This window comes from Microcystis aeruginosa LEGE 91341 (assembly GCF_015206885.1).
Classification (GTDB): Bacteria; Cyanobacteriota; Cyanobacteriia; order Cyanobacteriales; family Microcystaceae; genus Microcystis; species Microcystis aeruginosa_H.
The window spans coordinates 1-6,191 of sequence record NZ_JADEXY010000189.1 but is presented as its reverse complement, the minus strand read 5'-3'; the positions used below and the strand labels follow the sequence as shown (position 1 = coordinate 6,191).

Here is a 6,191-nt window from a genome sequence, read left to right as displayed (position 1 = left end):
ATTATGAATTATGAATTATGAATTATGAATTATGAATTATGAATTATGAATTATGAATTATGAATTATGAATTATGAATTATGAATTATGAATTATGAATTATGAATTATGAATTATGAATTATGAAGTGGGGAAGTGGGGAAGCTGTCTCATCACCCTATCACCCCAAAACCCTATCACCCCAAAACCCTATCACCCTATCTCCTGCCTCCTGAATACTGACTCCTGACTCACCATTGAGATAACTACTGTAACAACTCCCTTGGATCGGTGACTTCCCCTTTAATCGCTGCCGCTACCACCATCGCCGGACTCATCAACAAAGTGCGACCGGAAGCGGAACCTTGACGACCTTTAAAATTACGATTGGAGGAGGAGGCGCTGATCTGATCTCCCTGCAATTTATCGGGATTCATGGCTAAACACATGGAACAGCCTGCTTCGCGCCATTCAAAGCCCGATGCGAGGAAAATTTGGTCTAATCCTTCCGCTTCCGCCTGTTTTTTGACTCTTTCGGAACCGGGGACGATAAAAGCTTTCACATGGGGGGCCACACGATGACCTTGGGCAAATTTGGCCGCTTCGCGCAGATCACTGATCCGGCCGTTAGTACAGCTACCGACGAAGCAGACATCGATTTTTGTGCCTTTAATCGGGGTGCCGGGGGTGAGTTTCATGTATTGATAGGCTTCCTCTGCGATCGCTCTTTCACTTGCCGGTAAACTATCGGGAGTGGGAATGACTTCGTTAACCCCGATTCCTTGGCCCGGAGTGATTCCCCAAGTAACGGTGGGTTCGATTTCGCCGGCATCAAAGACCACCACATCGTCATAAACCGCATCGGCATCGCTTTTAATGCTTTCCCACCAATTAACCGCACTTTCCCAGTCTTTAGGCGCAAAATCACGACCTTTGAGATAATCGTAGGTGATTTGATCGGGGTTGATATAACCACATCGGGCCCCACCTTCGATCGCCATGTTACAAATCGTCATTCTTTCTTCCATGGACATCCGTTCGATTGTACTACCAGCATACTCGTAGGCGTAACCAACACCGCCTTTTACGCCCAATTGACGGATAATATGGAGAATTACATCTTTAGCATAGACTCCGGGGTTTAAATCGCCGTTTACCTCGACTCGACGCACTTTTAATTTCGATAGGGATAGGGTTTGGGTAGCAAGAACATCGCGTACTTGGGAAGTGCCGATGCCAAAAGCGATCGCCCCAAAAGCGCCATGAGTGGAGGTGTGGGAATCACCACAGGCGATCGTCATCCCGGGTTGGGTTAGGCCCTGTTCGGGAGCGATCACATGAACTATGCCCTGATTGCCGGAACCGATGCCATAGAAAGGAATATGATTAGTTTGAACATTAGTTTCGATCGCCCGGATCATTTCCTCGGCCAAATCGTCAAGGAAAGGACGAGCCTGATTTTCGGTGGGGACGATGTGATCGACGGTGGCAATAGTCCGTCTGGGAAATAATACTTTTAAACCCCTTTCTCTTAGCATCGAAAAAGCTTGCGGACTGGTGACTTCATGCACTAGATGCAGTCCGATAAATAATTGTGTCTGTCCACTGGGAAGAATCTTAACCGTGTGTGCGTCCCAGACTTTATCGAATAATGTTCTTGCGCTCATTGACTTTGGAATGATAGTCATCTCCCTAATCATATCAGCTAACTCCAGCCGATAAATATTAATTTTTTCTTTTCTCTTGGTTAGGAGGGATAAGAGATAAATAGCTTTGTTTTTGCCAGATTAAAACCATCGGTTTTTGAGTGAAATAAAAGACTTTTGCCAATAACTATTTGATTAATTACTTCTGCTCCTTACCTCCCGTTTTCTATAATCTTTCAAGAGTATTTAGTATAACATTCTCTTGATTTAACTCCAGGAGCCATAGCAATAAAAAATTTATTCTTTTCTTGTCACTGGTAAATTATGCTTACTAACTCTGCTGTTCAGATAAATTTCTCCCAGAACAATTAATCCTATAATCAGAGGTAAACTCAGCCATGATCCTAGGTTTCCTAAATAGTTAACACTAATAGCAATCAGGAGAGTTACCCCCATATAAATAATCACTACTTGTGAATGAGACAAGCCAGATTTTTGTAATCTTTGATAAAGGTGACTGCGGTGAGCTTGGAAGATATTTTCCTTTCTGAATAATCGACAAATTAGGGTATAAATAGCATCACCAATCAGAGGAAAAGTGATAGTTAAAGCTGACCAAGCTTGACTTTGATTGCCCTGGTTATTAAGTAAAACCATAGCGACAATTGCCCCTAAACTGGTGCTACCCACATCGCCCATAAAAATTTTTGCTGGCGACCAATTCCAGAGGAGAAAACCCCCTAAAGCTGCCACTAAAAGCCATAAAATTGGTTGCTGAAAATACAGAGCGAGAAATCCTAATTGTACCGCCGTACAGCCAGCCACCAAACCATCGAGACCATCCATAAAATTATAAAAATTAATGATCGCGGTCAGGCCGATAATTGTGAGAATAATAGCCAAAATTTTGCCAACAAAACCCAAATCTAATAGCCAAGATTGGGGAAAAGCACCGAAAAAAGTAACCGCAACACTAGCGGAGGATAACTGCACTAAATAGCGAATACTAGAGGGAATACCGCGACGATCATCGAGAAGGCCGATAATAATTAAAGGAGTCAAGGATAACCACAGGGGAATGAGAGGTAGGGAAGGAGAAAGGAGAAAATAACTGAGGCAGCCAGTCAGAGCAAAAGCAACGACAAAACCGAGTCCACCTCCTCTAGGTGTGGGTTGACTATGGCTGCTACGCTCATTGGGAATATCTAACAATTGTTGGCTAAAACGTTGTTTAATCAGGGCAACCACCAGAAAACTAATCAGAAAACTAATAACTGAGAGTAGGGATAATAACATAGGGATTTTTGCGCTCAGATTAATTATCGATCCTACGTTGTTCGGTGACAAAAAGTAACGAAAAAAAGTCATACTAAATCTGGTTATTAAAAACTGATTATTTATTCCCCCTATTGCCTCTTGCCTTTTGCCGATCCTTCTTCAAAAGCTAAGGCACTCCAGCGTTTGGGGGATAGGAGCAGAAATTTTAGGTTTAACCTACTCTCGATCGCTTTTTACCTGACTGATGCGACGAACGTTTAAAATATCGCTCATCAGCTTAATTTGAGTAACACAGCGTTCAAATTGTTGCAGGTCTTTTACTTCAATTTTCAGGGAAATTAAAGCAGGTTTACCGAAATTCGTCTTAACTCCGGCATTGCGAACGTTAATATTTTGGTCACTTAAGCGAGAGAGAATATCTTTAAAAACCCCGACGCGATCAATCACTTCAATCTGAATATTTACTGGATAAGTTGGATAACGTCCCTGGTCATCTACGGGGTTCCAACTAACAGGAATTAAGCGTTCAGCTTCGGCTTTTTCCACATTCGAGCAGCCCTGACGGTGAATAACAATCCCTTCCCCCGCATGGGCGACTATACCGGTAATATTTTCTCCGGGTAAAGGACAACAACAACCAGCCAAACGATAGACTAATCCCTCCACACCGGCGATCGGTGATTTACTGACGGGTAAAGCCCTTTGAACGGGAGAAGGTGGTAGAATCAATTGGGAATCAGTTAGGACATCGGGCGGATTTTTGACCGTTAAAATTTCCTGTTGATTTTTAACTGTTTCTTGCAGACGATTAACCACATTTTTTAGGGTAACTTCGCCGTAACCCAAAGCCGCCAATAAATCATCTACTGCCACATAATTGCACTGTTTAGCCACCGATTGCATTCGTTCTGATTTTAGCAGGGCATCGAAGCCAGTTTTCCCCAATTCTTTCTCTAATAAATCACGACCTCGGCTAATATTTTCTTCTCGGCGCGATTTTTTGTACCATTGCCGGATGCGATTTCTGGCGCTAGGAGTAACGACAAAATTTAACCAATCTAAACTAGGGTGACTATTTTTGCTGGTGAGAATTTCCACCAGATCACCATTTTGCAAGGGAGCATCAAGAACTGACCATTTACCATTAATTCTTGCCCCTTTCATCTGATTACCTACTTCGCTATGAATATGATAGGCAAAATCTACTGGTGTCGCGCCTTGGGCCAGAGCCACCACATCACCTTTGGGGGTAAAAACATAGATATCTTCTTCAAAGAAATTATTTTTCAGGCCATCCATGTATTCTTGGCCATCTTTAAGGTCTTTTTGCCAGTCGAGAAGATTACGCAGCCAAGCAAATTTTTCATCCTCGGCGGTTAAAGTTGTCTGACTAGAACCGGTTTCTTTATACTTCCAATGGGCTGCAATACCGTATTCAGCAACATGGTGCATTTCTAGGGTGCGAATCTGCACTTCTAGGGGGCGGGCATTTAAACCAACAACGGTGGTATGGAGAGATTGATAACGGTTAGCTTTTGGTAAACCGATATAGTCTTTAAAACGGTTGGGAATCGGGGTAAATTGGTCGTGAACTACGGCTAAACAACGATAACATTCCTCTTTAGTTTCGACGATAATGCGGACGGCGGCGATATCATAAATCTGCTCGAATTCTTTACCCTGATTGTGCATTTTATGATAAATGCCGTAGAGATGTTTGGGGCGACCCTGTAAATCAAGAACTTTTATGCCAATTTCTTGCAATTTTTCCCGCAATGTGTTAGTAACGGTTTCGATGCGGGACTCTCGATCGATGCGTTTTTCCGATACCAATAACTGCACGGTGCGATAAGCATCGGGTTCGAGGTATTTAAAGCATAAATCCTCTAATTCCCATTTAAATCGCCCAATTCCTAAACGGTTAGCCAGAGGAGCAAAGATTTCTCTAGTTTCGAGGGCGATGCGTTGCTGCTGTTGCGGGTTAAGGTGTTCGAGGGTTTGCATATTGTGCAGGCGATCGGCTAATTTTACCACGATGACGCGGATATCTTGAGCCATCGCCAGGAACATTCGGCGAAAATTCTCCGCTTGCCGTTCAGTTTTGCTAGAAAAGTTGAATTTGGAGAGTTTTGTCACCGCTTCCACCAAATTACGCACCTCGACACCGAATCTATCCTCGATTTCCTCAGGGGTAACTTCCGTATCTTCCACCACATCGTGAAGGAATCCCGCCGCGATCATTGCCCCATCACCCCCTAGATCCCGCAGTAATCCCGCTACAGCTATAGGATGGGCGATATAGGGTTCCCCGGATTTGCGATACTGCCCCTCGTGGAGTTTGTGAGCGAAATTAAAGGCCCGACAGATTAAATCGCTATCGGGATTCTGGGGGTCGTTTTCGTAGGTAATTAGGCATTCTTTCAGCCAATCGGGTAAAACTAACGCTTTTTTCGGTTCCGTGTCCCGGGGAAGGGCGGTGAGGGTTTCTGGTTGGGTGGCAGTGATGGCGTTCATGGTTAGATGGGGGAGATGGATAATAGGGGTGGTGGAGACGGATAACTAGAAAATTATTAGGCCGAAGGGATGCCAGATTGCTTAACTCTCTAACACTGGAATCGGATCGATCGGCGAAAAGGGCGGGATTCTTTTAAGTTTTTGTCTCTGGTTGGGAGGAGAGAGGACTTGCAACCGTGACGGCAAATCGTTAATCTTATGTAACAAATTCTAACGCGCTTTGTATTGGATGCTACCGACAAATTACCATCAAGCCTACGAATCTTTGTTAAGAAAACTGGAGGATTTCAGTCTTGCCCTTCTGGATGGGGATGCTTCCACGGGGTTACAATCTTTTCAAGCTTTACAAACCTGTCTAGAAGGGGAGATATTGTCACTAAATGATGACAATTTCAGCCCAGAGGTGGCTAATCGTTGGCGCACGGTCCAGACGGAACTATATCGATCGTGGCGATTGCTGGAGACGGATTGGTTATTTTTGGCCTCAGCGCGGCAAGGACGGGAGAAGCGTTTACAGATAATTAGCGAGCGAGTGGCGACTTTAAAGGGGTATTGTCGGGTTTTGTTAGGGGCAGTTGTCGATTAGTGATTAAATGCTCGATCGCCGTTTGTGTGGCATACTTGACCCTAAGTAGGTAGGCGTTAAGAATTATCAGATGCCCCCTTATTAAGGGGGATCCCCCCGCCTATCGGCACCCCCCTTATCAAGGGGGGCAGGGGGGATCCAACCCCCCTTATTCAGGCTGGTTCTTATTCACCTCTGACCCCTCCCGA

Annotated in this window: 4 protein-coding genes; 1 reads left to right on the top strand and 3 read right to left on the bottom strand. The window is 44.3% G+C overall.

Annotated features, from left to right (window positions below; translation table 11 throughout):
* Window positions 1-245: 245 nt before the first annotated feature.
* The 3 genes from leuC to IQ234_RS19400 all read right to left on the bottom strand — a co-directional run bounded on the left by leuC (window position 246) and on the right by IQ234_RS19400 (window position 5,417).
* Window positions 246-1,646, bottom strand: coding sequence for a 3-isopropylmalate dehydratase large subunit (gene leuC / locus IQ234_RS19410; RefSeq protein ID WP_193958285.1), 1,401 nt, complete (start codon window positions 1,644-1,646; stop codon window positions 246-248).
* Window positions 1,647-1,922: 276 nt separating this feature from the next.
* Window positions 1,923-2,921, bottom strand: coding sequence for an MraY family glycosyltransferase (locus IQ234_RS19405; protein ID WP_193958284.1), 999 nt, complete (start codon window positions 2,919-2,921; stop codon window positions 1,923-1,925).
* A gap of 198 nt (window positions 2,922-3,119) precedes the next feature.
* Window positions 3,120-5,417, bottom strand: a complete 2,298-nt coding sequence (locus tag IQ234_RS19400; RefSeq protein ID WP_193958283.1) for a RelA/SpoT family protein — start codon at window positions 5,415-5,417, stop codon at window positions 3,120-3,122.
* A 229-nt stretch (window positions 5,418-5,646) separates the two neighbouring features.
* Here IQ234_RS19400 and patD point away from each other — a divergent pair, with 229 nt between their 5' ends.
* Window positions 5,647-6,003 carry a heterocyst frequency control protein PatD gene (gene patD, locus IQ234_RS19395; protein WP_110579126.1) on the top strand — a complete coding sequence of 119 codons (357 nt, stop codon included), beginning with the start codon at window positions 5,647-5,649 and terminating at the stop codon, window positions 6,001-6,003.
* Window positions 6,004-6,191 lie beyond the last annotated feature (188 nt).